This is a genomic window from Proteiniborus sp. MB09-C3, from assembly GCF_030263895.1.
GTDB lineage: Bacteria > Bacillota > Clostridia > Tissierellales > Proteiniboraceae > Proteiniborus.
On the sequence record NZ_CP127161.1, the window covers coordinates 1,283,080 to 1,307,815 of the forward strand.

The window sequence follows — 24,736 nt, forward strand, 5'->3', positions numbered from 1 at the left end:
TTATCCTCCCTTCATTAGTTATTTAATGCTTTGTAGTAGTATTATGTGTAATTATTGTTGGTGTAAACCAAGTAAATTTAACTATTAGTGGATTACAATACCAAGATATTGATAAAGTTTACAGTATAAAAATCAAAATTAGCAGAGTGCCATTTTAATTCCAAATAGTATCAATATGATTCCACCTAAAAGAGTTGCGTAATTCTTTAGGAAAAAACTTTTACGCATTTTTTTACTAATTATTAAACCGATAGCTGTAAGCAAAGAGCATATAAACCCTATAACAGAAGAATTTCTCACTATAAGTGTTTCGATATTAAAATTGCTAAACAGAGTAAATCCTATAACTAAGGCATCAATACTTACGCATATACCTAAAAGCATAATTATTATGAAATTTAAATTGCTCAATTTTTCTTCCTTTGAAAGGCCTTCCTTAAACATTAGCATGCCAACTAAAAAAACTATTATACCTCCAAGCCTAGATGATAAATGAAATATATACATGTTAAAAAGCCCACCAAAGCAACCACCCACAGTAACAAATAAAAACTGAAAAAAACCAAAAACCATTATCAATATAACTGCCTTTTTTTTAGTGGTCTTTTTATTAAGACCTACCGAAAATGCAATACTAAAGGCATCAAGTCCAAGAGCTATAGAGATAATGGTTAAGTTATAAAAATGCATAAAAATCCCCCTAAGCGATTTTTACTAAAAAAGTATAGCTACAACTATCATATTAACAATACTGTGCTAAATATTAATAAATGTTGTAAAAAGCTTGAGATAATATTATAATGAATGTGATATTGAGTAATAAAGGGGAGTAGCTAGCAGGAGACTGTTTAATTAGTCGTCAGCACGGCCTAAGGCCCGGCTAATTATTTATAGCAAGACCTTTATTTAGACATTTTTATGTTTAAATAGAGGTCTTTTTATATATAAAAAAATAAACAAGGGGGAAAAAACTTGGAGCAATTAACAATGGGAATTAAAAGTCTTACACTTGGAAATCTAGGAATGTTTATTATAGGTGGCTTTTTAATATACCTAGCAATAAAAAAAGATTTCGAACCTATGCTTCTTTTGCCTATTGGATTTGGAGCGATTTTGACAAATCTTCCTGTTATTGAGGGCATACCTGGCATAGCAAGTCCAGAGGGCGTATTAGGAATACTAAAAGATGCAGGTATAACTACAGAACTATTTCCTGCATTAATATTTATTGCAGTGGGGGCAATGATAGATTTTGAGCCGCTTTTGAAGATGCCTTCCATGTTATTCTTTGGAGCAGCAGCACAGTTTGGAATATTTATGACATTATTATTTGCACTACTTCTAGGTTTTGATATAAATGATGCTGCAGCCATAGGTATTATAGGAGCAGCAGATGGACCTACTTCCATCTTTGTTGCCAGTAGGTTTTCGCCTAAATATTTTGGGGCTATATCTGTAGCCGCATATTCTTATATGGCTTTAGTACCATTAATACAGCCACCAGTTATTAAATTGCTTACTACAAAAGATGAACGAAAAATAAGAATGGAGTATAAAGATGTAAAGATATCTAAGATGGTAAAGATACTTTTTCCTATTCTGGTTACAATTGTGGCTGGAATTATAGCGCCTATTAGTGTTACACTAGTTGGCTTATTGATGTTTGGAAACTTAATAAGAGAATCCGGAGTTCTAGAAAGACTTTCAAAATCTGCTCAAAATGAATTAGCAAACCTTGTAACCTTACTTTTGGGTATAACAATTGGTTCCACAATGCATGCATCAGAATTTTTACAGCTTGATACATTGAAGATATTGGGATTAGGACTATTTGCTTTCGTATTTGATACAGCGGGTGGAGTAATATTTGCAAAATTTTTAAACCTATTCGTAAAGAAAAAGTACAATCCTATGGTTGGAGCAGCTGGTATTTCAGCTTTTCCTATGTCAGCTAGGGTAATACAAAGGCTTGCAAAGGAAGAGGACCCAACAAACTTCATATTGATGCAGGCTGTAAGTGCAAACGTGGCAGGACAGATAGGCTCTATCATTGCGGGAAGCGTAATAGTCGCATTGCTTTCTCAAGGAGGTTTTTAATATGGAGAATATTGGAGCAGGCTTAGAAATGATGCTATATGGCATAGCAACCACTTTTTCAATTTTAATCATATTTTATTTTGGAATCAAATTCTTAACAAAAATATTCCCTGAAAAATAATACATAATCATCCTCTTTTTTAAATATGCATATATAAGAAGGGGATGATTTTATGTTGTCACCAAGCTTAGAGGATTATCTAGAAGAGGCCTATAGGCTAAGTACTTATAATAAAGAAATAAGGATAAAGGATGTCTCTGAATGCTTAAATGTTTCTATGCCATCTGTTGTAAAAGGCCTTAGAAAATTAAATCGATTAGGATATATAGTATATCAACCATATGAAAAAATTGAATTAACTGATAGAGGAAAGATAAAAGGCTCTTTTCTTGTGGAGAGAAATAAAATACTAAAGGATTTTGTTGGAATGATTGGGGCAGATTGTGATATAAAACAGGAAGCAGAAGCAATGGAGCATTACCTTACCATATCTACTATAAAAGCCATCGAAAAGCTAGTGAAGTTTTTTACCGAAAATGAAAAGCTTCTATTAGAGTTTAGAAATTATAAAGCTGAAAGTATATTGGATGATTAACAAAAGGTATGTTTGCAAGGATAAGCAAACATACCTTTTGTGTAATTACGCTATGCTATACCCAAAACAGTAAACAAGATTCTTATAGCAAAGGTAACAGCTATAGCTATTCCTGTAGTTAGTACAAGTGTAAATAGAGGCCATTTTATACCATTGGATTCCTTGCGCATTGTCAATAAAGTAGTTGCACATGGAAAATGTAATAGAGAGAAAAGCATAAAGTTGAATCCAGTTACCCAAGTCCAGCCATTGTCTATTAGAAGGCTCTTTAGTGTATGCAGGTTATCAAATTCAAGCATAGCCCCTTGAGACATATAGCTCATTATCAGTATTGGAAGAACAATTTCATTGGCTGGAAGACCTAGTATAAAGGCCATAAGTATAAATCCATCTAAACCTAGGAGTTTTCCAAAGGGCTGAAGAAATCCAGCACTTAAATTTAACAAGCTAGTATCGCCTATCATAATATTTGCAAATAGCCAGGTTATAGCACCAGCAGGAGCTGCAACTATAATTGCTCTGCCAAGTACAAACAGGGTTCTATCTAGGAGAGATCTCACAAGTATTTTACCAATCTGTGGTTTTCTATAGGGAGGTAGCTCTAGAGTAAATGATGAAGGAACTCCCTTTAAAATTGTGGATGATAAGAGCCTAGATACTATTAGGGTGACAATTATTCCAATAAGTATCATAAAGACCACAGATAATGTTGCCAATATGGAGCTGGACCTTTCACCAATTATGCCCAACCCACCAAAAAAAATAGTTGATATAGCTATAAGTGTTGGAAATCTACCATTACATGGAACAAAATTATTAGTTATCATTGCTATTAGCCTTTCTCTTGGCGAATCTATAATACGGCAGGCTACTATTCCAGCAGCATTGCAACCAAAGCCCATGCTCATAGTTAGAGATTGCTTTCCATGGGTGCCTGCTTTTCTAAATGCATTATCTAAATTAAAGGCGACTCTAGGCAGGTATCCTAAGTCTTCTAAAAGAGTAAATAAGGGGAAAAATATAGCCATTGGAGGAAGCATTACTGCAACTACCCATGCTAAAGTCCTATACATTCCAAGAATTAGTATTCCATGCAACCAATTAGGTGCATTAACATATATGAAAAAGCTGCTTAAATTATCTTCAAACCCAAATAGTACATTTGCAAGCAATTGAGAAGGATAGTTTGCTCCTTCTATAGTTATCCAAAATACTACACCTAACAGAAGCAGCATGATAGGGTATCCCGTTAATTTTGAAGTCAAAATATCATCTAGCTTTTTATCCCAGTTTATTTTTCTTTTATCATTGACAAGAACAACTGAGTTAGCTATGTTTTCAGCCTTTTCATATATTGTTGCGACAATACTATCACCGAGAGATTCACTATCCATGATTTTTTTAGATATGAATTCTTCTAGATTATTAATGGATATGTCAGTTTTATAATCCATATTTTACACCTCAGCTTCCATATGAACATCTTTCATTAAAAATTCCTGTATAGATTCTAATATACTATTGTCGCCGTCAATAAGTCTCAATGCTATCCATCTTGCATTATAATTTTCTCTTACAAACTCAGGGAGATTTTCTATTATTTCAGATACTAAAGATTCAATTTTATCATTGTAGATAATTTTCAAAGGCTTTGGCTGAAGTTTTTCTTCTATCATCTCATCTATTGTTTCCTTTAACATATCTACTCCCGTTCCATCTCTAGCAACCATTGGAATTACAGGTATTTTTAGCTCTTCTTCTAATTTAGATATATCAATTTTTATACCTTTTCTGGCGGCTTCATCTATTAAATTGAGACAAAGTATTACATTATCAGCTAATTCCATTATTTGAAGTGTGAGATTTAGATTTCTTTCAAGGCATGTAGCATCTGCAATAACTATTGTAATCTTAGGATTTCCAAAGCATATGAAATCTCTAGCAACTTCTTCTTCCTGAGAGTTAGCGAGAATAGAATAGGTTCCAGGTAAATCGACTAATAAATATTCCTTATCCTTGTACTTAAAGCTTCCCTGAGCATTTGAAACGGTTTTGCCAGGCCAATTTCCTGTATGTTGATTTAATCCTGTGAGATAATTAAACAAAGTGCTTTTTCCTGTGTTTGGATTACCTGCAAGGGCAATAATAATTTGTTCCTCAGCTTTTTTTGTTAAATTAAACTTTTCCTTTAAAAGCGATAATCCGCTAGATTGACTAGTGAGACCCATCCTTTTCCTCCTTGATATTTCATATTTCTAAATTATAGTGGCTTTACAATTATATTTTGTGCTTCTTCTTTTCTTAAAGCAATTATAGAACCTCTTATATTAAAGGCTATAGGATTGCCTGATGGACTTAACCTCTCTACAGAAATAGTAGAGTTTGGAATAATCCCTAAATCAAGAAATCTTCTTCTAGTTATACCGCTATTTAATATTTCTTTAATTCTTGCTGTTTTACCTACTGGTAATTGATTCAGTAGTATATTTTCATGTTTTAACTGGTTAAATTTTATTGAAACATTATTATAAGTTTCCATTTTCATACCCCCAATTTAGTAGTTATGTATTAGCCTGGGCTAACAATTGTAAAAAATTAGCCTAGGCTAATGATTATAATAAAAAAATAATCATATTATGTTATTGGGCTTTTCAGTTTTTTCTCTGATATTGTCATTATATTTTTTACTAAAAAAAGTGTTACATTTACACCTTGAAGAATATGAATTAATATGCTAGTATAAAGAAAAGCTTAAAGGAAGCTGGTTAATATGCTATATAATTCTTTTATAAATCAAATAAATAAGGTTCATCATCACTAGAGAGAGTTTGTGTCTATAAGATATAAGTGTAGATGCAAGCTCTATTGGTATTTGTTTAGAGCTTGCATCTAGTGGTGATAACTGTTTTGAATCAGAGCCATGTAGGTGCGTACCTATGTGGTTTTTTTATTAAAAAAATTGAGGAGGAATAGAGAAATGAAATTACAGAATTTAAAGGGAACAAAGGATTTTTTACCAGAAGAGCAGATAATAAGAGATAAGATTAAAAGAACACTGGAGGACACATTTCAAAGATATGGATATATGCCTCTGGAAACACCTATGCTTTGTAGCTTTAACCTTTTAGCTTATAAGTATGGAGGAGGAGATGAAATATTAAAAGAGATTTATAGATTAAGTGACCAAGGCAGTAGAGAACTGGGATTGAGATATGACTTAACTACTCCTCTTGCAAAGGTAATAGGAATGAATCCTTATCTTAATATGCCATTTAAGCGATATGAAATTGGAAAGGTTTTTAGAGATGGCCCTGTAAAAACAGGTAGAATGAGAGAATTCATTCAATGTGATGTAGATATAGCAGGGTTAAAATCTATGATGGCAGAGGCAGAGCTTATGTCAATGGTAGTCAGCGTATTTGATGAACTGAAATTAGAAGTATATATTTCGTATAATAACCGAAAGCTTCTCTATGGCATTTTAATAGGAGTTGGAGTAGCGGAACAAGAGATTAATGAGGTAGTACTTACATTAGATAAGCTAGAAAAAATAGGGCAAGATGGCATTCAAAAGGAAATGCTTGAAAAGGGAATAGATGAAAGTATAATAGATAAAATACTCATATTAATAAATGATAAGAACCTGTGTAACCTTGAATATCTTTTAAAAGCCTATGATAATCCACTAGTTAATGAGGGCATAGATGAGCTTAAAGAGTTAAATGATTTTCTAGAGGAACTAGGTATAATTAAGTATACTAAATTTAATCCATTCTTAGCTAGAGGCTTAGATATATATACTGGAACTGTGTATGAAGTATTTTTATCAGATAATAGTATATCTTCAAGTATAGCGGCAGGCGGTAGATATGACAAAATAATTGGTTCATTTTTAAATAATGGCAATGAATACCCAGCAGTAGGTTTAACTTTTGGACTCGATGTAATATATGCAGCTATGACCTTAAGGCCTGAAATTCAATCCACATCTTTAATTGATATATTAATAATACCAGTTGGAACAGAAAAAGAATCCTTAAAGCTGGCATGGGATTTAAGAAAGCAGGGAATTAAAGTCGATATAGAAATGAGCGGTAAAAAGCTCAATAAAAGCCTAAATGCTGCAAATAAAAAAGGAATCCCATACGTTATAGTCCTTGGGCAGGAGGAAATACAGTCAGGAAGAGTCACTATAAAAGATATGCTTAAGGGTGAAAGTATTGAGGTGAGTGTGTCAGAAATAAAAGAAAAAATTATGTACTAGGACGGTAAAACCGCCAGACTGTGTGAAAAGATGAATTTTCCCTCTGTCGTTCTGAATGAATGTGAAGAGTAGTACTTTTTAAAACCAGATATGTTGTTTGCGTTCAGAATGACAGATTGCGCACAGCCTACCGCCCCATGTTAATTATATATTCTGGTAATTTTGGCTAGTAATGCTTTTTACTACACATATGCTCCTGTACTATGCAAAGAGCCTCTCCAAATCTTTGAAAATGTACTACTTCTCTTTCTCTTAAAAATCTTAGAGTATCTATGACACCAGGGTCATCACTTACACGTATTAGATATTCATAGGTTGTTCTTGCTTTTTGTTCAGCTGCCATATCTTCATGTAGGTCAGTTACTGGATCGGCTTTAGATTGAATATATGAAGCAGTCCAAGCTTGACCGCCAGCATTATGTGGGAATGGACTTTTGCCATGATTTACATAATGAGCCTCAAAGGGAGTTCCTTTTATCTGCTCAATAGTAGCATCTTTAGTTAATTTATAAACAAGTGTACCTATGATCTCCCAATGGGCTAGTTCCTCTGTACCAATATCATTTAATACAGCTTTTGCTTTTCCTGTAGGCATAGTCCATCTCTGAGTAAGATATCTAATACCTGCAGAGAGTTCACCATCTGGACCACCAAATTGTTCTATAATCATAGCGGCCAGGGTTGGGTTAGTAGTATTTACTTTAACTGGATATTCTAGCTTTTTTTCATAAATCCACATTTCTTAGCCTCCTTTATTAGCATCTACATTTTCCAAAATCTACATCCCATGGCCAAGGTTCATCTACATACTGCCATGGAAATCTACTCATACTTGTAAACTTCAATGGGCCATATTGTGATTCATAGAAACAGGTAAGCTCATCATATTTTTGAGAAAAAGTATTATGAAGTCTCAATGCCCTTTCATCCTCTGGATGAGTATCTAGATATAAATTAGTTTCTACTAATACAAATCCTACCTCCATAAGCTGTTCAAGCAGTTCTGCTTGGTTATTTTTCATAAATTGCACCCCCTAAAAGTTTATTTACAATATATTTCTTTTTTATATGGCTCATGAAGCTCTGGGAACAATGTTCCTTTTTTTAACGCCTCAGCAGGACAGAAAACTTTATCCATAATTTGAAATGGTACGTAGGCATTAGCAAGTCTTGTATATGGCTCCATAGGCGGAATACAGTATATACAATTGTCCTTGTTTTTCATGAAAAAAACCTCCTTTATAATTATGTTCTGCAATACCATATTACGCTAAGGCTATATTAAATGTGATATTATAATGACGATAAAAACTAGATTAAAAGAGTATAGTCAAATCATTTTTTTTATTTGAAAAAATGCAAATTAGAATTAGTAATGTAATATTTATAAATCCATATAAATCCAAGGGGGGATGGTGGTATAATTTGTTTGTAATCTGTTCCACATTTAGAAAAGACGAAATGAACTTAAATCTGTGCCTTCATACTTTGAAAATCATAATGCATTATTGCAAAGACATAATATCGAAGTGTTTAGAGGTGTGAAGGCAATCTCAGTAGATATTAATAATCAAATAGTAAAAATTACTGATGATAAAAAGAAAATATTAAAGAATATAAGTATGATAAAAGCCTAACTTTTAGCAACTGCTAGATCCATGAGTGATTTCTCCATATAGCACTTACTTTTTACATAAAAGTGGCTCTTAATGAAGATAATATTATTAAAATATATTTGCGAGGTGTTTTAAATGAAGAAATATAAGATTTTTCCTTTAATAGCGTTTTTGATTATACTAACATTTGGCTGTAGTGCAGAAACCATCCAATCAGTAAAATCTTTAAATTTCCCCTTAAGAGATGATATGAACCTAGAGTCAACTAATACCAGCACAGTAAACGATGTCGAGATTGAATCTTCCACTTATACAGTTCAAAATGGAGATTTAAGTTCTTTTTTGTTTGAATATGAGAAAAACCTTAATGAAAAAGGTTGGGCAACTGTTAATGATCTAAAGCCTAGTGGTTTAGTAGTTGAGAAAAGCAATAAAACAGTAACTATTCTTGCCTATGAGCAAGATAATAAACTTATGGTTGATATACTTCCTACCCCAAAGGCAAAAGAATAGATTACCTTTGGGGTAGTTTAATATCTCGGTATAAGCTTGGGATTATATTAAATAATAATTCTTCTATATAGCGTTTCTTATCCATAATCTTTTGCTATAATTAATATAGTTAGAAATGACATGGAGGGAAATAAAATATGAAGAATATTAAAATAATTGAAAGGAAACCTTCAGTTGAAGAATACATTAAATTAAGAAATTCTGTTGGTTGGAAGATTTTACAGCATGATAAAATTGAAAAAGGGTTGGATAATTCAATTTACTGCATTTGTGTGGAAGATCAAGATAATATAATAGGATTAGGTAGAATCATTGGAGATGGCGGAACGGTTTTTTACATACAAGACATAATAGTTGTACCATCATATCAAAAGCAAAAAATCGGCACATTAATTATGACGAAACTAATGGAGTACATTGATAATAATTGTATAAATGAGGCTATTATTGGTCTGATTGCAATAAGTGAATTGGATAAGTTCTATAAAAAATTTGGGTTTACAAATAACCAGAATAATCGTTTTTATAGATATAATGGCTAAGTTTTGCAAATAGAGTAAGATCGTTTTTATCTAATATTTACCTAGGAATATTGACCAGCTTGTCAAATGTGCATAATTCTACCGTGAATCTGTTATATATAAAAGGAGGGCTTGCCAACGATTACCCTCCTATATAGTCGTATTACCAATAACTTTATCTAACAGAGCTAAAATATTTTATCAATTAAGCGATAAAGTAAATGAGCCAATTGTGATTCAAAAGTTTTTATTTATATCTATGAAGTTCTATTAGAAGATTGTTATCCTCATAAATTACCTTAGCATGGTCAGTCATCATACCAACTAAGGCTATTTCTGTGGTCATATCATTGTCCCCAGCTAGCTCCCAGTAATACTCTTCGGCAGCTCTTTGACGTGGAGCATTTAAAAGCTCTCTTAGATTATTCACACTTTCATTAGTTCGATTAACATTCCTAGCATTTATTAATAACTTAAACATATCGTTATTATTTTCTATAGAAACATCTACTTTTTCTGCATCTCCAAGCATTGCAAAAGTAACCATTTCACTTACAATTTTAGTGATTTTCTTAACCTCAACATTCACTCATTCATTCCTCCTTTTAAAGACATCTAACATAGGAACCAATAATGTAGCGATGATTCCAGTGGAAAAACCATTGTTATATAGATTTATTCCACCATGAAGTACTCCAACATTCATAGTTACAGAAAGATGTATAAAGCCTGCAATTATTCCAGCAATAGCGCCATATTCTCCAGCAATTGGACACAGACTTGTGCTAAAAAGAGCAGCTATAATTACAGTAGTGGAGCTAGTACCCCATACTTTAAAAATACTAGCTATAAATACCCCCAACATTACAGGTATGCAATTCTTAGGATGCTTTCCAAAGGAAGCAAATCCTACTATAGTAAGGAGTCCACCAACTATTGGTCCATTCATGACTCCCTTTGATATAAATACATAAGCTAAACCTATAATGCCCATAATGCCCATATTAATTAACGTCATACCGAATCCTGCAAGAAAGGTAAAATCTGTTACTAGCTTTCCCGAAGAATTAAGTATTTTTGTATACCCCTTAAACAAACTTTTATCATTTAAAAAATAGCCAATAACTATAAGTAAAATAAAGAACATAGAAAGAAAAACCTTTAAGAACAGATCATGTTCAGTAGATAGTATCATCCTTGGTTCATTAATAAATCCATAGCTTTTCATAAACGACATTATTACAGTGCCAATAAATCCTGCTGCAAACCCAACATTATAAAGATTATACCCATCATGAGCTCTCAATAAATGTGAAGCAATAGGAGGGAGAAAGAATCCAACAACTATTCCTGCTAGTATGGCGAACGCTAAACCCCAATGATTTGATGGACCTATGGCACGTGCGACCTCAAAAATCATTGGAGAAAGAGCAGTGCCGAACATTGATATTACAATAATACTTCTAAATCTCTTTTTCTGTTGCTTTGCATATAGATACCCACCTATGTATATAGGCCAAACATTGAAAATATTTTTCCCGAAAAAGGCAAAGCCAGCTATGATAAAGAGCGCTGATATGGGGAAACCTCCCATGTGAAAATTCAGCCTCCATAAAAAGAAAATATTGATTAAGGTAAGCAGAGCTGAGTTCATGAGAGCAGCACCTAGTCCACCTACTTTTATATAGTCTGTAATAAGCACATCAGGTTGAATAATTATTTTATAAAGGCCATTTATTATCTCATTGAAATCGCTTACAAAAAAAGCTAAGATAAATGAAGCAACAGGAAATATTGATATTATTATAAATTTAGTTTTCTCGCTTACTTGCTTATAGCTACTCAAATTTTCTTTAGTCATAAACTTCTCCAATCTTATTATAAAATTTTTGTATAACTATTATTCTTCTTGAGTATAAATTGAAATTCTAATTTTGTTTATTTTATCATAAAATTAATTGAAAAGAAAACATAAATGTAAAAAAATAAAATTGATATATACATTCATATATTATAATATAAGTATCCGGTAAACATGGCAGCCTTTCTTATACTTTTTCACTTCATTTTAAGTACAAGACAAGAAGCTATTTTCAAAATAGAAATATTTTGAAATCATTTGTTTATTAACAAACTATCAGGGTATATAGAGGAATAGTCGAGAGAAAAGAATTAAATCTAAAGGGAGGAATTACAATGAACGATATGACAGCTCAAAACTTAAGATCAGCTTTTGGTGGTGAAAGCCAAGCACATATGAGATATAAAGCTTGGGGGGACAAGGCATTAAAAGATGGTTTTCCAACAGTAGCTACATTATTTAGTGCTATTTCTTATGCAGAAGAAATACACGCAAAAGGACATTTTAGATTACTAAAAGATGTAAAGGGTGACTTTTTAGTTGCATCAGGAGCAGGCTTTGGAATAGGGACTACATCAGAAAATCTTCAAGGAGCAGCTAATGGAGAGCTTTTTGAAGTAAATCAAATGTATCCAGCATATGTAGCTGTAGCAGAAGTACAAGGAGAAAAAGCAGCGGCTAATTTGATGAAGGGAATAATTGAAGCAGAAAAAACTCATGCTGACCTTTACCTAAGAGCAAAAGAATATACAGATGCAGGTAAAGATGTAGAATTTACTAATATTCATGTATGTGAAGTATGCGGATATGCAGCAGAAGGAGAAATGGTTGACAAATGCCCTATCTGTAATGCATCAAATGAAAAATTCAGAGTATTTAAATAAGATATACATAGGCGTGCCAAATTATGGTGCGCTTTTCTATTGCCAAAATAATAACTATATGATAGAATGAAGAAAATATATATTTGGAGGTGTAAAGATGAAAAACTTGACTTTAGTTGGCATTAATTTAGACAGATTACCATTAATAATAGCAGCAAATATTTTAAACCAAGGGGGTAGTATGTCTAAAATTAAATATTATGTCAACCAGAAGCAAGTAAATCGTCTTGGTAAATCTTAAATATATTGTTTTGAATGATGTGCCTAGGTAGGATTTTGCTTGCCTAGGCTTTTTATATTTATATTTATATGTATATGTATATAGACTTAAGTTCAAGGACCACATATTCATTTTACCTTTGATAGGGGCCTCAGAACTTATAACCAAAAAATAATAGCCTAGGCAGAGATTTACTTGTCTAGGCTATTATTTTTTGAATAAGGGAGGAACTAACATGATAGACATTAGTTTAAACGAAATAAGTAAATATTATGGAGCAAACAAGGTATTAGAAGATATCACATTTGAAATTCATAGTGGAGATAGAATAGGATTAATAGGGAAAAACGGCACAGGGAAAACGACTATATTAAAGATTATAGCTGGTATAGAAAATAGTGATGGAGGCATATTGTCTATAAGAAAAAATGCGACTATAGGGTACCTAGCCCAGATGCCAGATTATCCTAAAGAATACAAGGTTATAGATGTGCTTAATACTGCATTTGAAAGACAAAATGAGATAAAAGCTAAAATGAGAGAGCTTGAAAATAAGATGTCAAGCAGTAATGAGGATGAAATAGAGAAGATAATGAAAAACTATGGAGAGTTGCAGTATACTTATGAACATATAGGTGGATATGAAATTGAAGAGAAGCTTAATAGGGTATGCACTGGTCTTAAGTTCACAGAATCTATGCTAGAAAGAAACTTTGGCAATTTAAGCGGAGGAGAAAAGACCACTGTAATGCTAGGAAATATGCTATTACAAAACCCAGACATACTTCTATTAGATGAGCCATCAAATCATCTTGATTTAGAGTCTGTTGAGTGGCTTGAAGAATTTATTAAAGAATATCAAGGCTCCGTTTTAGTAATATCTCACGATAGGTATTTTTTAGACAATATAGCAACAAAGATAATAGAGGTAGAATCAAAAAAATCTAAGACCTATATAGGTAACTATAGCTTTTATGTGCAATATAAAGAAGAAATGCTAAATTTACAGCTTGAAGCTTATAAAACACAGCAAAAGAAGATTAAACAAATGGAAGAGGCTATAAAAAGATTTAGAGAATGGGGAACTATAGCTGGTGATGAACCTATGTTCAAAAAAGCCGCAAATATGGAAAAACGAATTGAAAAAATGGATAAAGTTGAAAAACCAATTTTAAATCAGCCCAAAATAAAGGTTAATTTTACACGGGGCGAGAGATCTGCTAATGAAGTAGTACGCATAAATGGATTAAAAAAATCCTTTGGTGAAAATGTAATATTAGAAAATTTAGACTTAAGTGTGAGATACAAAGAGAGGTTATGTATATTAGGCAAAAACGGCAGTGGAAAATCTACATTAATTAAATTACTTCTTAATAAATATACTCAGGACGAGGGAGAAATTATATTAGGTTCAAGAGTCAGGATAGGATATTTAGAGCAGGAAATCTTCTTTGAAGATGAAGAAAAGACTGTATTAGAGGCAATTAATGAATATTTTATGGTACCAGAAGGGGAAGGAAGAAGAATATTAGCAGGATTTTTATTTCGTGGACAAGATGTATTCAAAAAAATAAAAAGCCTCTCTGGAGGAGAAAAAAGCAGACTTAGACTATGCATTATGATGCAGGAACAAAATAATCTCCTTATATTAGATGAGCCTACTAACCATTTAGATATTGATTCCAGAGAAATGTTGGAGAAGGCATTAGAAAACTATGATGGAACCATAATTTTTATATCACATGATAGATATTTTATAAACAAGCTAGCAGAGAGAATAGTAGAAATAGACAATAGAAAGCTAATAGAGTATTTAGGAGACTATAATTATTATAAAGAGAAGAAGTCAGAAATTAAGATGGCTTTAATAGCTGATAAAATCAAAGCTCATGAGGTAAAGCCAATCAATAAAAGGCATAAGGATAATAACATTAGCCCTGAGGCTGAAGAAGCAAAGAAAAAGAGGAAAGCTTCTTTCCTTGAGGAAGAAATTCAGGAGCTTGAAGACCTTATTTCACAAATAGATAGTCAGATGGAAAAGGTAGCTTATGATCATGAAAAGCTAAGTGAGCTTTATAACGAAAAAGAAAGCCTAACAAGTAAATATGAAGGTTTATTGGCAAAATGGGTAGAATTAAGCTCCTAACATAAATGTATATATAGAATATTATAATTCACAAAAGCAAATACTAACAAAAAGCTTATGGAAGGATGATTTTGTGGAAGATAATAGAACTATACAGGAAATTATCAATCAATTAAATATGATAGAAAAGGATCATCAGCATATTCTAGAACATGTAAATAGTATAGATCTTTTAATGGTATCTAATGAAAATGGAAGGGTCAAAGATTCCAATGTAGCAAAGAAAATTGATGGTTTAAAGCAAAAAATAGAAGATGTAGTTGAAACCTCAAACGAAATAACCTCTATGCTCAACAGACACATATAAAACTGTACCTAATAAGTACAGTTTTTTTATGACCTAACCCGATTTATGAATTATTATCATCACTATATCAAATAATATTCATTATAAACGATGAAAGGATGAATAAATTGAATACAAGACTATTTATAATAGCTATAGTTCCAGCTGCTTCCATAGCATACGCAGTATATTTAAGTGATAGATACGATAAAGAACCAATATCTCTTTTATTTAAGACATTTATATTTGGTGCACTGTCAGTTATTCCTACTATAATTGTAGAAAGGTTTTTGTCTTCCATAAACGCATTTTCAGGCTTGCTTGGCATAGCGATTACTGCCTTTGTAGTTGCAGGCTTTACAGAAGAATACTTTAAAAGATTGGTAGTTATCAAACTAATGTGTAAAAACAAATATTTTGACGAAAAGCTTGATGGAATAGTATACTCTGTATTTTCAGCCCTAGGCTTTGCTACTGTAGAAAATGTCATATATGTAGTGTTTAGGTATAGTTACAATTCATATATAGGATTATACAGGGGCATATTATCTGTTCCTGCTCACGCTATTTTTGGTGTGACAATGGGCTACTATCTATCATTATCTAAATTTGCCTCTACCAAGGAAAGGGCTAGGGCAAATTTTAGAAAATCGTTGTATATGCCTATGCTTTTACACGGAGCATTTGACTTTATACTTATGGCAGGAGTTCCAGAGGCAGGTATAATTATTGCAATATATGCGATATATCTATGGATAACAAATCAGAAAAAACTAAACACATATATTTATGATTCATATTCAAGGTTTAACAGATTACATTATGATGACGAGGAATAATATTAAAGAAATGTAGAAAAAAATTGAGAAATAATATAGAATGAATGAAGAAACATTATTTTTCCAAGGGGAGAATGATTTGATGAATAGAAAGAGAATAGCTCTAGGTATAATTATCTTATTGTTTTTTGTAACCTTATTATCTGCTGGTTATATTTTAGATAAATTAGGACCTAGATTAGGAAATGATATTGATGCTGGTGAAATTGGGAGTGGTAAAGAAATAGGAGAATTACCTGAGGAGGAAGAAGTCATTCCTCCCAATATTGAAGTCACCATTGTAGCTGCCGGTGATATTATGTTTCATTCTCCACAGATAAAGGGGGCCTATAATCCTGAAACAAATGAATATGATTTTAGATTTGCCTTTGAGCATGTTAAAAAATATATAGAAAGCGCTGACTTAGCTGTAGGAAATTTTGAGACAGTTACTGCAGGAGAAGAATACGGATATAAAGGATATCCTACGTTTAATTCTCCAAACTCTACTGTAATAGCTTTGAAGGAGGCCGGTTTTGATATACTTTCTACTGCAAACAATCATAGTCTTGACAAAGGAAAAAAAGGTATAATTAACACTATAGACAATATATTGGAGCATGGACTAGTAAATGTAGGCACATATAAAGAGCCTACTGATGAGGTGCATATACAAGACATAAATGGTATCAGAGCTGCTATCTTATCCTATACATATGGATGCAATGGCTTAGAAGGCTTGCTTACTCAAGAAGAGCTTAAATATATGGTAAATATCATAGATGAAGATAGGATAAAGCAAGATATTGAAAAGGCAGATGAAAATCAGGTAGATATAACAGTGGTTATCATTCATTGGGGCAATGAGTATCAAAGAGAGCCTTCCGAATATCAAATTGAATTGGCGAATAAAATGATTGAGTGGGGAGCTGACATAATATTAGGTAGCCACCCACATGTCATTCAAAGATCGGAGATTAGAGAATATAATGGTGAAGATAAATTTATTATTTATTCCATGGGCAATTTTATTTCGAATCAAAGAAGAGAGACACTAAACATAGGAAATAAAAAATATACCGAGGATGGAATTATTGTTAAACTTACTTTAGAGAAGGATTTTTCATTAGGAAAGACTATTATCAAGGAAGTTGACTATATACCTACATGGGTCTATAGATACAGTGAGTCAGGTGTACAAAAACATGTAATACTTCCTACATCTGAATATATAGAGCCAGAAAATGAAAACTTCAGTAAAGAAGTTCTCAACATGATTGAAGAGTCATATAATAATACGATTAAACTAATGGACCAGAGATAATATAATTCTCTGGTTTTTTATGACCTAACCCGATTTTCCGAATGCTTTTATCGGAAAATTGTTGGTAGGTCAAACGCAACGAGCACCAAATTTATGTGAGCGACAGCGAGCAAATAAATTTGTGTAGCGAGACTGCGGAAAATGACCTAACCCGATTTCCTGAACGCTTTTATCGGAAAATTAAGGAAGCTCAGAAAGCAAGTTTCTGAGTACTACAATTACGCCAAATCAAAGATTTGGGTAATTGCAGCATAGGTCAAACGCAATGAGAACCAAACTGCGGTGAAAATCAATCATGGAGGGATGGGAAGAATGAAGATAACAGATATAAAGCTAGGGCATATATCTGTTCCATTAAGAAAGCCTTTTAAGACAGCCTTAAGGACTGTACACAGTGTAGAGGACGTAGTTGTAAGAATAGAAACTGACACAGGACATGTTGGATATGGAGAAGCACCTCCCACAGGAGCAATAACAGGAGATACAGCTGGCGCTATAATAGGTGCAATAGAAGATCATATAAAGAAGCAGTTAGTTGGTATGAATATAGAAAACATGGAAGAAATAATGCTGAAATTAGATAAATCCATTGTGAAAAATACGAGTGCAAAGGCAGCAGTAGATATTGCAGTTTACGATTTATATGGGCAGCTATATAAGGCACCAGTATATAAGTTGTTAGGGGGTTATAGAAAAGAAATAGTTACTGATATAACTATAAGTGTCAATGACCCCGAGGAAATGGCTAGGGATAGTATCGAGGCAATAAATCGAGGGTATAGGACACTGAAAATCAAAGTAGGTATGGACTCGTCATTAGATTTAAAACGAATGAAAGCCATCAGAGCTGCTGTGGGATATGATATAGATTTAAGAATAGATGCAAATCAGGGCTGGACCCCCAAAGAAGCAATACATATACTAAGAAAGATGGAAGATGCAGGCTTAAATATTGAGCTTGTAGAGCAGCCAGTGCCAGGCCATGACATTGAAGGTTTAAAGCTAGTTACAGATAATGTTTCCATTCCTGTATTAGCAGATGAAAGTGTATTTTCACCAAGGGATGCTATGACAATTATTCAAATGCGAGCCGCAGATTTAGTCAACATTAAATTGATGAAAACAGGTGGTATACATAATGCTTTGAAAATATGCTCTGCTGCAGAGATTTACGGTATAGAGTGCATGATTGGGTGTATGCTAGAGGCTAAGATAAGCGTTACAGCAGCAGTTCACCTAGCAGCAGCTAAAAGTATAATTACGAAAATTGATTTAGATGGGCCGATATTGTGCAGAGAAGATCCGGTTGATGGAGGAGCTATATTTGAAGATTATAGAATCACATTAACAGATGCTCCGGGTTTTGGATTTAAGGAGATACATGGAGTAACTTATAGAGAGTAGACTTAATAAAGGATCAGGTAATAAAGTTATAAAAGCCTGACCCTTATTTTTTGACGTACTTTTTAATAATCCTTAGTCTAATTGATATGTTAAGCAATTTTTTGTAATATTTCCTATAGTAGTCTATAAACACTATTTAAATAAGGATTTATTTATTATATAATGATTATTAGGACTAATTAAATTATTTAAATATATTTATTAGAGGTGTAAAGATGCAATATTTTGCTAACTTATTCTATAATATAAGAATTAGAGATGCGATAGATATTTTAATAGTCGCATATGTGTTTTATAAGATATTTATGCTTATAAGAGAAACAAGAGCAGAGCAGCTTATAAAGGGTATAGTGGTATTGCTAGTAGCCACAAAGGTAAGTGAGGTATTAGAGCTATATACTGTCTTTTGGATACTTGAAAAGACTATGACAGTAGGAGTTATAGCTTTATTGATTGTATTTCAACCAGAGTTAAGGAGAGCTTTAGAGGTTATTGGAAGGACTAGATTTTTCACTAAATCTCTTGCAGAGATAAAAAGCGAAGAGATAGACATTATATCTAATGAGATAGTTGAAGCTGTAGCTTCTCTTTCTAGACAAAAGATAGGTGCACTAATGGTTTTTGAAAGGGAGACAGGATTAAATGAGGTAGTAGATACTGGAACAAGAATTAAAGGTAAAGTATCAAGCGGACTCTTAATAAATATATTTATACCTAATACACCTCTTCATGATGGGGCTGTTATCATAAGAGAAGACACGATTAAAGCAGCTGGATGTTTTCTTCCATTAACTGATAATATGAATTTAAGTAAGGAAATAGGGACAAGACATAGAGCAGCACTTGGTATAACTGAAAGGTCTGATAGTATAGCCATAATTGTTTCAGAAGAGACTGGAATAATATCTGTAGCAGAAAATGGAGTACTGACTAGATATTTAGATATAAAAGCATTGAAGGAAATATTAGTAAATATGTATACACCTAAGACTCCAAAGCCAAATTTGCTGTCCAAATGGAGGAATAGAAATGAATAAGGCAAAGAAAAATAATATTACCATAAGGATTGTATCAATACTAATAGCCGTTATTATGTGGTCATATGTAATGAATGAGGTTAACCCGCAAACTACTAAGCTTTTCCCTGGAATAAAAGTGGATTATATAAATCAAGATTATTTATCCGAAGCTGGATTGGCAATAATGGAGCCAAAGGAAGCCAAGATAACTGTGGAGCTTGCAGGTAGAAGAAGCGATATAAATAATATTAACCCCAATGACATAATAGTACAAGCTGATTTATTGGGATACGTAGAAGGAGTGAATAGAATGATTATCGATGTAAAAGCTCCTGAAAATGTTACTGTAAAATCTGTAAGTCCTCAATATATACAGTTAAAACTTGATAGCATAATAACTAAGGAGTTTAATGTATCCTTAGAAACTTCAGGAAATACTGAGGATGGTCATACTCCTGGTGAAGGAGAGATAAAGCCTAGTACTGTACTAATTAAGGGACCGAGAACATGGGTTAATTCTGTATACAAGGTAGTGACTACTGTCCAATTATCCAATATAAATACAGACATAAAGACTAGTTTACCTGTTAGAGCATTAGATGATAAGAAAGAAGAAGTCAGAGGCATAGAAAAGGAACCAAATACAGTAGAAGTCATCATGCCAATCTTAGGAACTAAGAATATTCCAATTCGTCCAAGGCTTAAAGGTTCTCCACTAAATGGATATATTATTACAGATATTCAAATGAACCCTGTAAGTATTAAGGTAAAAGGAAAAAAAGAAATATTAAAGGATATTGAATTTCTTGAGACAGAGCCAATTGACATTGACCTTATAAGCATATCAAAAGATGTTCCGGTAAATATCGTCTTTCCAGAAGGTGTAGAGCTAATGGATGATAAAATAAAACCGCTGGCTAAGATAAATGTAGAAAAAATAATTGAAAAGGACATTGAGCTTGACACAAGCAAGCTAACTTTCATCAATTTAGATACTAGGTATGTTGTTGATAAAACCAGTCTACCCGATAAAATTACGATAACGGTAAGGGGAGCAGAGGGCAAAATAGATGCACTAAGTGAAAATGACATTACATTCTATTCTGATTTGTCGGGATTAGAAAAAGGAACCCATAGTGTAAACGTAAAGGTAATATTGCAAGAAGATATAGAGCTTATACACACAGAACCAGAAACTATTCAACTGACCATTGAAGAAGAATTTTAACTATTTTTAATAAATTTGCAAGGGTACCTTAAATAAGGTTAATATAATAGGAGCAGGACTAAAATTTGGGAACAAATAGCTAATACTGCTCCTATTGTAGTGTAAAGAATTAAAAGGGGGAATAGCAAATGCCAAGGGAATATATTTTAGCAATCAATCCTGGGTCAACAAGCACAAAAGTGGCTTTATATAACGGCGAGGAAAAGGTTTTCAGCAGTAAAATTGAGCATCCGAGCATAGAACTTGACAGATATAGTAGTGTTATAGAGCAATATGATTATCGTTTAAATGTAATCATTAATTGGCTAAGAGAGGCAAACGTTACCACGGCTTCTCTAAGAGCAACAGTAGGACGAGGTGGTCTTCTAAGACCAATGCCTGCAGGCACTTACTTAGTTACAGATGCCATGATTAATGATTTAAAGGATAATATCGGTGGCGAGCATGCCTCAAACCTTGGAGGCATACTTGCAAAGGGAATTGCAGATAAAGAAGAAATTAAGGCTTTTATAGTGGATCCTGTTGCAGTAGATGAGATGAATCATATTGCCAGAATATCAGGAATGCCAGATATACAAAGAAGATCTCAAGTTCATGCACTAAACATAAAAGCAGTATCACATAGATATGCCCATGAGCACAATAAAAATCTTAAGGACATAAATCTAATAGTTGCTCATCTGGGCGGAGGCATATCTGTTGCTCCTATTGAAAAAGGACTCATAACAGACGTAAACAATGCTAATGAAATGGGACCTTTATCGCCTGAAAGAAGTGGCGGACTTCCAGTAGGAGATCTAGTCAAGATGTGCTATTCAGGCAAATATACATTTAACGAAATAAAAGCAAAGCTCAAGGGCAAAGGCGGCCTTGTATCTTATCTTGGAACAAATAACGCAAAAGAAGTAGAGGAAAGAGCTAACAATGGAGATGAAAGGGCTGGTCTTATTTTCATGGTCATGGCTTATCAGATAGCTAAAGAAATTGGTGCTATGGCTGCAGCATTATGTGGCAAGCTAGATGCCATAATATTGACTGGCGGATTAGCATATTCAAAGACACTTACTGATAAAATCCAGAGCATGACAGGATTCATAGCTCCAGTAGTATTGTATCCGGGAGAAGATGAGCTGAAAGCCTTAAATGAAGGTGCATTGAGGGTGCTAGAGGGAGAGGAAGCAGAAAAAATATATGAAAACGAGGTGATAATAAATGATTAAGAACTTTGAAAATGTTTTAAATCTTGCTAAGAGCAGAGGACCAAAGACAATATCTGTAGCCGTAGCTCAGGACAAAGAAGTACTTTTAGCAGTAAAGGAAGCAAATAAAATGGGAATAGTTGATGCAATACTTGTTGGAGACAAGAATGAAATAATAAAAATAGCAGAAGAAATTAGCATGGATTTAAGTAAGTGTGAGCTTATAGATATTAAAGATGTGGTAGAGGCTTCAAGGAAAGCTGTAGAGCTTGTAAGCACAGGAAAAGCTCATATAGTGATGAAGGGCTTAGTAGATACATCAATTATTTTAAAAGCAGTACTAGATGAAAAAATTGGACTTAGAACAGGCAATGTATTAAGCCATGTTGCTGTATTTAGTGTTGATACATACGAAAAGCTGCTATTAGTTACAGATGCTGCTATGAATATAGCTCCAGATCTTAGTCAAAAGAAGCAGATTGTGGAGAATGCAGTATTTTTAGCTCATTCAATAGATATAGAAAACCCAAAAGTAGCCGTTGTATGTGCAAAAGAGAAAGTGAATCCTAAAATGCCTGCAACAGTTGATGCAGAACAATTAGTACAAATGAATGAAAATGGCGAGATAGCAGGCTGTATAGTTGGAGGACCTTTTGCACTAGATAATGCAATATCAAAAGAAGCTGCAATCCATAAAGGCATAGACCATCCTGTGGCAGGAGATGCAGATATTATACTTACTCCAAACATAGAATCAGGGAATGTGTTATATAAAGCCCTTGCATTTTTAGCAAAATCGAAAAACGCTGGAATTATAGTAGGAGCAAGGGCTCCAATAGTTCTCACATCAAGAGCGGATAACGATGAGGCTAAATTAAACTCTATAGCATTAGCGGTGTTAATGGCTTCAAAAAAATAGGGGGGAATAAAATGGACGTATATAGGCTACTAGTAATAAATCCCGGCTCCACTTCTACTAAAATAGCTGTATTTCATGATGAAGGTCTTGTTCTAGAAGAGACATTAAGACATTCAAATGAAGAACTGGCTGATTACACTACAATATTTGATCAATATCAGTTCAGAAAAAGTATTATCTTAAAGATATTAGATGAGAAAGGAATAAATATTACAGAGTTAAGTGCTATTGTCGGGAGAGGTGGGCTATTAAAGCCTATACCTGGGGGGACATATAGCGTAAATAATAAGATGCTAGAGGATTTAAGAAAGGGTGTGCTTGGAGAACATGCCTCAAACCTTGGAGGAGTAATAGCTAATGAGATAGCTTCTGGGTTAAATATACCCTCTTATATAGTAGATCCAGTTGTAGTAGATGAGATGGAGGACATAGCTAGAATTTCAGGTATGCCAGACATAGAAAGAATAAGTATATTTCACGCTTTAAATCAAAAAGCGGTAGCAAGAAGATTTGCCAAAGATAAAAACAGAAAATATGAAGATTTAAACCTTATAGTTGCTCATCTAGGCGGAGGAATATCTGTTGGAGCTCATAAAAAGGGTAAAGTGGTGGATGTAAATAATGCTCTAGATGGTGAAGGCCCATTTTCACCTGAAAGAAGCGGAGGACTTCCAGTAGGTGACTTGGCAAAGCTTTGTTATTCAGGTAAATACACATTAACTGAAATGAAGAAAAAGATAAAGGGCTGTGGAGGTTTAGTAGCGTATTTAGGAACAAATGATGCTAAAAAAGTATACGAGATGATTGAAGCAGGAGATGAGAAAGCTAAGCTGGTATTTGAAGCCATGGCTTATCAGGTAGCAAAAGAAATAGGAGCCCTAAGTACTGTACTAGAAGGACAGGTAGATGGTATAATACTAACAGGTGGTATAGCCTATAATAACATGTTTACGTCTTGGATTAGGGAAAGAGTAGGATTTATTGCAGATGTTGTTGTCTATCCAGGGGAAGACGAGCTTATAGCTTTAGCAGAAGGTGGCTTAAGAGTATTAAGAGGAGAAGAAAAGGCGAAGGAATACCTATAAACACAAAGGGTGATATGATGTTAAATGATAATAGGATTAGGATAATAGTAGGACATTATGGAAGTGGCAAAACAGAATTTGCAGTAAATTATGCTGTAAAGCTGTCTGAGCTAGGTAAAAAAGTAGTTTTAGCAGATTTAGATGTAGTAAACCCTTATTTTAGAAGCAGAGAAAAAACAGATGAACTTGAAAAGCTAGGAATTAAGGTAATAGGTAGCTCCATAAAAGGAAGCGCAGTAGATGTACCTTCTGTTTCAGCAGAGGTATATGGTCCATTGCAGGATGAAAGTGTAGAGGCAATACTAGATGTAGGCGGAGACCCAGCAGGAGCTAGAGCCTTGGGCAGATATCATAGTTTTTTTGAAAAAGGTAAATATGACATGCTTTTCGTAATTAATGCAAATAGGCCTGAAACTCAAACTCTAGAAAATGTGGAAAAATATATCAGAGATATTGAAAGAGCTTCTAGGGCAAAAGTAACTGGGCTTATAAATAATACACATTTACTAAAAAGTACTACATTAGAGGATGTGTTATCTGGTCAGAAGCTAGTGGAGGAAGTGTCAGATGCTTTAAATATACCAGTAAAATATGTAGCCGCATTAGAGCATGTGGCAAAAGGCCTTCCACAGGATATAAAGGGACAGATATTTCCTATAAACCTGTTTATGCGTGAAGACTGGATGCTGTAACTAATAATTAAATTTTTTTATTCTATTTTTATAATTATCAATTC

26 protein-coding genes and 1 pseudogene are annotated in these 24,736 nt (G+C 33.4%); 19 read left to right on the forward strand and 8 right to left on the reverse strand.

The features are described from left to right. Nucleotides 1-138: 138 nt before the first annotated feature. On the reverse strand, nucleotides 139-690 hold the full coding sequence (locus QO263_RS06150; protein ID WP_285627687.1) for a manganese efflux pump MntP: 552 nt from the start codon (nucleotides 688-690) through the stop codon (nucleotides 139-141). A gap of 282 nt (nucleotides 691-972) precedes the next feature. Here QO263_RS06150 and QO263_RS06155 point away from each other — a divergent pair, with 282 nt between their 5' ends. The 3 genes from QO263_RS06155 to QO263_RS06165 are packed head-to-tail and all read left to right on the forward strand — an operon-like array spanning nucleotide 973 to nucleotide 2,693. Continuing rightward, nucleotides 973-2,097 (forward strand): sodium ion-translocating decarboxylase subunit beta, encoded by a 1,125-nt coding sequence (locus QO263_RS06155; RefSeq protein WP_285627689.1) that lies wholly within the window; start codon nucleotides 973-975, stop codon nucleotides 2,095-2,097. Nucleotide 2,098: 1 nt separating this feature from the next. Further along, nucleotides 2,099-2,218 carry an OadG family protein gene (locus QO263_RS06160; RefSeq protein WP_285627691.1) on the forward strand — a complete coding sequence of 40 codons (120 nt, stop codon included), beginning with the start codon at nucleotides 2,099-2,101 and terminating at the stop codon, nucleotides 2,216-2,218. Nucleotides 2,219-2,270: 52 nt separating this feature from the next. Continuing rightward, a complete protein-coding gene (locus QO263_RS06165) occupies nucleotides 2,271-2,693 on the forward strand; it encodes a metal-dependent transcriptional regulator (protein WP_285627695.1) in 423 nt (140 codons plus the stop codon). A gap of 50 nt (nucleotides 2,694-2,743) precedes the next feature. Here QO263_RS06165 and feoB read toward each other — a convergent pair. Beyond that, nucleotides 2,744-4,921, reverse strand: a pseudogene (gene feoB, locus QO263_RS19130) (ferrous iron transport protein B). A 32-nt stretch (nucleotides 4,922-4,953) separates the two neighbouring features. Continuing rightward, entirely contained in the window at nucleotides 4,954-5,232 is a 279-nt protein-coding gene (locus QO263_RS06180; RefSeq protein ID WP_285627705.1) for a FeoA family protein, read from the reverse strand. A 438-nt stretch (nucleotides 5,233-5,670) separates the two neighbouring features. On the opposite strand from QO263_RS06180, the gene QO263_RS06185 reads away from it, so the two are divergent. Next, on the forward strand, nucleotides 5,671-6,957 hold the full coding sequence (locus QO263_RS06185; protein ID WP_285627707.1) for a histidine--tRNA ligase: 1,287 nt from the start codon (nucleotides 5,671-5,673) through the stop codon (nucleotides 6,955-6,957). Between the two features lie 166 nt (nucleotides 6,958-7,123). Here QO263_RS06185 and QO263_RS06190 read toward each other — a convergent pair whose 3' ends face one another. From QO263_RS06190 to QO263_RS06200, 3 genes are read right to left on the reverse strand one after another with little or no spacing between them, the layout of a single operon-like run. After that, the gene (locus QO263_RS06190) at nucleotides 7,124-7,696 is read right to left on the reverse strand and encodes a manganese catalase family protein (RefSeq protein WP_285627710.1); all 573 of its coding nucleotides are present in this window, start codon (nucleotides 7,694-7,696) and stop codon (nucleotides 7,124-7,126) included. Nucleotides 7,697-7,712: 16 nt separating this feature from the next. After that, nucleotides 7,713-7,979 (reverse strand): spore coat protein CotJB, encoded by a 267-nt coding sequence (locus QO263_RS06195; RefSeq protein ID WP_285627713.1) that lies wholly within the window; start codon nucleotides 7,977-7,979, stop codon nucleotides 7,713-7,715. Between the two features lie 20 nt (nucleotides 7,980-7,999). Continuing rightward, nucleotides 8,000-8,182, reverse strand: a complete 183-nt coding sequence (locus QO263_RS06200) for a spore coat associated protein CotJA (protein ID WP_285627716.1) — start codon at nucleotides 8,180-8,182, stop codon at nucleotides 8,000-8,002. Nucleotides 8,183-8,708: 526 nt separating this feature from the next. On the opposite strand from QO263_RS06200, the gene QO263_RS06205 reads away from it, so the two are divergent. Both QO263_RS06205 and QO263_RS06210 read left to right on the forward strand, forming a co-directional pair. Then, nucleotides 8,709-9,086: a hypothetical protein gene (locus QO263_RS06205; protein WP_285627719.1), complete on the forward strand. Its 378-nt coding sequence runs from the start codon at nucleotides 8,709-8,711 to the stop codon at nucleotides 9,084-9,086. Nucleotides 9,087-9,223: 137 nt separating this feature from the next. Next, nucleotides 9,224-9,628: a GNAT family N-acetyltransferase gene (locus QO263_RS06210; RefSeq protein ID WP_285627722.1), complete on the forward strand. Its 405-nt coding sequence runs from the start codon at nucleotides 9,224-9,226 to the stop codon at nucleotides 9,626-9,628. A 226-nt stretch (nucleotides 9,629-9,854) separates the two neighbouring features. Here the strand turns inward: QO263_RS06210 and QO263_RS06215 are convergent, their stop codons facing one another. Continuing rightward, nucleotides 9,855-10,196 carry a hypothetical protein gene (locus QO263_RS06215; RefSeq protein WP_285627726.1) on the reverse strand — a complete coding sequence of 114 codons (342 nt, stop codon included), beginning with the start codon at nucleotides 10,194-10,196 and terminating at the stop codon, nucleotides 9,855-9,857. Further along, nucleotides 10,197-11,468 (reverse strand): DUF1576 domain-containing protein, encoded by a 1,272-nt coding sequence (locus QO263_RS06220; protein WP_285627729.1) that lies wholly within the window; start codon nucleotides 11,466-11,468, stop codon nucleotides 10,197-10,199. A gap of 335 nt (nucleotides 11,469-11,803) precedes the next feature. Here QO263_RS06220 and QO263_RS06225 point away from each other — a divergent pair, with 335 nt between their 5' ends. The 13 genes from QO263_RS06225 to QO263_RS06285 all read left to right on the forward strand — a co-directional run bounded on the left by QO263_RS06225 (nucleotide 11,804) and on the right by QO263_RS06285 (nucleotide 24,692). Continuing rightward, nucleotides 11,804-12,352 carry a rubrerythrin family protein gene (locus QO263_RS06225; protein WP_285627731.1) on the forward strand — a complete coding sequence of 183 codons (549 nt, stop codon included), beginning with the start codon at nucleotides 11,804-11,806 and terminating at the stop codon, nucleotides 12,350-12,352. Nucleotides 12,353-12,449: 97 nt separating this feature from the next. Then, nucleotides 12,450-12,593, forward strand: coding sequence for a hypothetical protein (locus QO263_RS06230; protein WP_285627734.1), 144 nt, complete (start codon nucleotides 12,450-12,452; stop codon nucleotides 12,591-12,593). A gap of 214 nt (nucleotides 12,594-12,807) precedes the next feature. Then, nucleotides 12,808-14,718 carry a ribosomal protection-like ABC-F family protein gene (gene abc-f / locus QO263_RS06235; RefSeq protein WP_285627737.1) on the forward strand — a complete coding sequence of 637 codons (1,911 nt, stop codon included), beginning with the start codon at nucleotides 12,808-12,810 and terminating at the stop codon, nucleotides 14,716-14,718. Between the two features lie 73 nt (nucleotides 14,719-14,791). Continuing rightward, nucleotides 14,792-15,025 (forward strand): hypothetical protein, encoded by a 234-nt coding sequence (locus QO263_RS06240; RefSeq protein ID WP_285627739.1) that lies wholly within the window; start codon nucleotides 14,792-14,794, stop codon nucleotides 15,023-15,025. 107 nt (nucleotides 15,026-15,132) lie between these two features. Next, nucleotides 15,133-15,843 carry a PrsW family intramembrane metalloprotease gene (locus tag QO263_RS06245; protein WP_285627741.1) on the forward strand — a complete coding sequence of 237 codons (711 nt, stop codon included), beginning with the start codon at nucleotides 15,133-15,135 and terminating at the stop codon, nucleotides 15,841-15,843. 82 nt (nucleotides 15,844-15,925) lie between these two features. Then, nucleotides 15,926-17,146 (forward strand): CapA family protein, encoded by a 1,221-nt coding sequence (locus tag QO263_RS06250; RefSeq protein ID WP_285627743.1) that lies wholly within the window; start codon nucleotides 15,926-15,928, stop codon nucleotides 17,144-17,146. A 312-nt stretch (nucleotides 17,147-17,458) separates the two neighbouring features. Further along, entirely contained in the window at nucleotides 17,459-18,550 is a 1,092-nt protein-coding gene (locus QO263_RS06255; RefSeq protein WP_285627745.1) for a dipeptide epimerase, read from the forward strand. Nucleotides 18,551-18,765: 215 nt separating this feature from the next. After that, nucleotides 18,766-19,587 carry a diadenylate cyclase CdaA gene (gene cdaA / locus QO263_RS06260; protein WP_285627747.1) on the forward strand — a complete coding sequence of 274 codons (822 nt, stop codon included), beginning with the start codon at nucleotides 18,766-18,768 and terminating at the stop codon, nucleotides 19,585-19,587. After that, complete coding sequence (locus QO263_RS06265) at nucleotides 19,580-20,797, forward strand: CdaR family protein (protein WP_285627749.1); 1,218 nt, start codon at nucleotides 19,580-19,582, stop codon at nucleotides 20,795-20,797. The genes cdaA and QO263_RS06265 overlap by 8 nt, the downstream gene beginning before the upstream one ends. A 128-nt stretch (nucleotides 20,798-20,925) precedes the next feature. Then, on the forward strand, nucleotides 20,926-22,017 hold the full coding sequence (gene buk, locus QO263_RS06270) for a butyrate kinase (RefSeq protein WP_285627752.1): 1,092 nt from the start codon (nucleotides 20,926-20,928) through the stop codon (nucleotides 22,015-22,017). Then, on the forward strand, nucleotides 22,010-22,915 hold the full coding sequence (gene ptb, locus QO263_RS06275) for a phosphate butyryltransferase (protein WP_285627754.1): 906 nt from the start codon (nucleotides 22,010-22,012) through the stop codon (nucleotides 22,913-22,915). The genes buk (QO263_RS06270) and ptb overlap by 8 nt, the downstream gene beginning before the upstream one ends. Before the next feature lie 11 nt (nucleotides 22,916-22,926). Further along, nucleotides 22,927-24,000, forward strand: a complete 1,074-nt coding sequence (buk, locus tag QO263_RS06280; protein WP_285627756.1) for a butyrate kinase — start codon at nucleotides 22,927-22,929, stop codon at nucleotides 23,998-24,000. A 17-nt stretch (nucleotides 24,001-24,017) separates the two neighbouring features. Then, entirely contained in the window at nucleotides 24,018-24,692 is a 675-nt protein-coding gene (locus tag QO263_RS06285) for a nucleotide-binding protein (RefSeq protein ID WP_352169483.1), read from the forward strand. Nucleotides 24,693-24,736: the final 44 nt, after the last annotated feature.